The following is a 2581-nucleotide window of genomic DNA, read 5'->3' on the forward strand; positions in this document are numbered from 1 at the left end:
GACATACAGAGCTGAGGTGGGCTTAAAATATGCACGAAATAAAATGTCCGAACTGTCATAAAGTATTTACTGTTAATGAAGCAAGCTACGCAGATATTTTAAATCAAATACGGACAAAGGAATTCAATGAAGAGGTTCATGAGAAATTAGTACAAATCAAGAATCAGCATCAGAGCAACTTGGCTCTTGTAGAAGAGAAAGCTAAAAACTCTTTCGAGAAACAACTTTCTTTGAAAGAAAAAGAGTTAGCAGAGCTCCAGAATAAAATTAATGCTAATGAACAAGATAAGAAAATTGCAATATCTTCTGTTGAGTCTGAGATGAAAGAAAAGCTCACTGAACGAGAAAAGACAATCACAGAACTTGAAGCCCAGACGCAATCAATTTTTAAAGAAAAATAATACGAGATTAAACAAGCCTTAGCTGAAAAAGAAAAAGAGCTATCAGAGCTAACTTCCAAAATGAATGCGCTTCAAACGGATAATAAACTGAAGCTTACTGAAGCGAATTCCGAAAAGGAAAAAGAGATTGCGGAGTTAAAATCTAAACTCCAGATGCAAGAAAAAGAGGTTGAGCTTGAAAAGAATTCCATTAAGGAAAAATATGAGAGCGAAATCAAACAAAAAGATGAGACGATCGTCTTTTACAAAGATTTCAAGGCTAAACAATCAACAAAAATGGTAGGAGAAAGTCTTGAACAACATTGTGAAATAGAATTCAATCGTCTCAGAATGACGGCTTTTAAGAACGCTGAATTTGGAAAAGATAATGATGCAAAGACTGGTAGCAAGGGTGACTACATTTATCGTGAATACGATGATAATGGAACTGAAATTATTTCTATCATGTTCGAGATGAAAAACGAAGACGATGAAACAGCAACTAAAAAGAAAAATGAAAATTTCTTTAAAGAGCTGGATAAGGATCGAAACGAGAAAAAATGTGAATACGCTATTCTTGTTACTATGCTTGAAGCTGATAATGAATTTTACAATACTGGGATAGTAGATGTTTCTTATGAATACGAAAAAATGTATGTAATCCGCCCGCAGTTCTTCATTCCAATTATTACGCTTCTAAGAAATGCCGCACTCAACTCACTGCAGTATAAACAAGAGGTGGCTTTGATGCGGGAACAAAATATCGATATCACTCACTTTGAAGAAGACTTGGATATGTTTAAATCGGCATTCACCAAGAATTATGATTTGGCTAGTCGTAAATTTAAGACTGCAATTGACGAGATCGATAAGACGATCACACATCTGCAGAAGACTAAGGATGCGCTTCTCTCTTCTGAAAACAATTTAAGGTTAGCAAATAATAAGGCTGAGGATTTAACTGTTAAGAAGCTTGTTCGGAAGAATCCGACTATGAAGACAAAATTTGACAATTTGTAAATTGATTAACTGTTTATGGCAAAAAGAATGGAGGAAAGTCGGTTATGACAAGATGTGTATAAGAGACAGCAACTAAAGCTTTTAATATGCCTGAAGATTTCTTCGAGAATTATTGCATAAGTAAACCTAGTAAACTGTCTCTTATACACATCTAGATAAGTAAAGGATCAAAGTATATCACTATACACCAAGTAAAAACTTACAACTCATCTAATATATCAAAATATAAAGATGCTATATGGACCTTATTTGCAAAAATATTAGTATTTCACGATTTAGATAAAGCAGTCTTACACTCAACTAAAGCTTTTAATATGCCTGAAGATTTCTTCGAGAATTATTGCATAAGTAAACCTAGTAAATCTGCAAAGAATCCTCGCATTAAATCACCGTACGAATCCTGCAAAGAAGTTATTGAATCTGGACAAAAGGATAGCATTTTAAAAAAATTTGAAATTTATAATTACGGGAATAAGGAAGAAAAAGTTTATTGTTGCTCCTTTGATGAAATTGAAGTGAAAATAAAATCATTGTTAGAAATACTTTCAGAAGGCTATGCTAGTAAAGAAAGAGTTGATAGAGCGTATCATTGTTTACTGGGACTTATTGATACAAATATCAAAGAACGGCATAAGAATATTCAAGAAAAAAACGAAGAGGACAAGGTGAATATTAAGTTTTCTGACATGAAAGCAATTATTGATCGTAATCATGATATGCCTAGTAAAGAATATACACTCTATTATATGCGGAATAAATTTCAACATATCGCTGCTATATACACAGATAATATTCTTATGAAGGAATATGAGTTAGGAATGATATCTCACCAGACTATAGATATCTTCCAACAGTCTTTGGCCCAAATATATGATCTAAATGAAAAAGATTTTTACGAATTTTGCTTAAAGATAGTACCAGACAATGAAGTAATAGGTGATAGTGTTGATTGCGAGCTCGCCCTACTATCAGACTGTCTAAGCAGACAGAATTTAGAAAACTGTTATTTCGAAATATTAAAGCAAATACAGCAAGTGATTGAAAATAAGAAGTGGGTATTCAATAAACGAATGCCAGATATGAAAAACATCACTTATTTGCCTTCTACAATTATCGATGATGATTCTTTTGTAAAAAAAGAATTATTAATAAAAAGAATACACAATAATGACAACTTAGAC

Annotated in this window: 1 protein-coding gene and 1 pseudogene; both read left to right on the plus strand. The window is 32.6% G+C overall.

Annotated elements, in window-relative coordinates:
- Nucleotides 1–29 precede the first annotated feature (29 nt).
- Nucleotides 30–1400 (plus strand): annotated as a pseudogene (locus tag A5875_RS13905) (DUF2130 domain-containing protein).
- Nucleotides 1401–1714: 314 nt separating this feature from the next.
- The coding region (locus A5875_RS23705) for an ABC-three component system protein (protein WP_369596954.1) at nt 1715–2581 on the plus strand (867 nt) is incomplete at its 3' end.

The organism is Enterococcus sp. 3H8_DIV0648, assembly GCF_002140655.1.
Lineage (GTDB): Bacteria > Bacillota > Bacilli > Lactobacillales > Enterococcaceae > Enterococcus_A > Enterococcus_A hulanensis.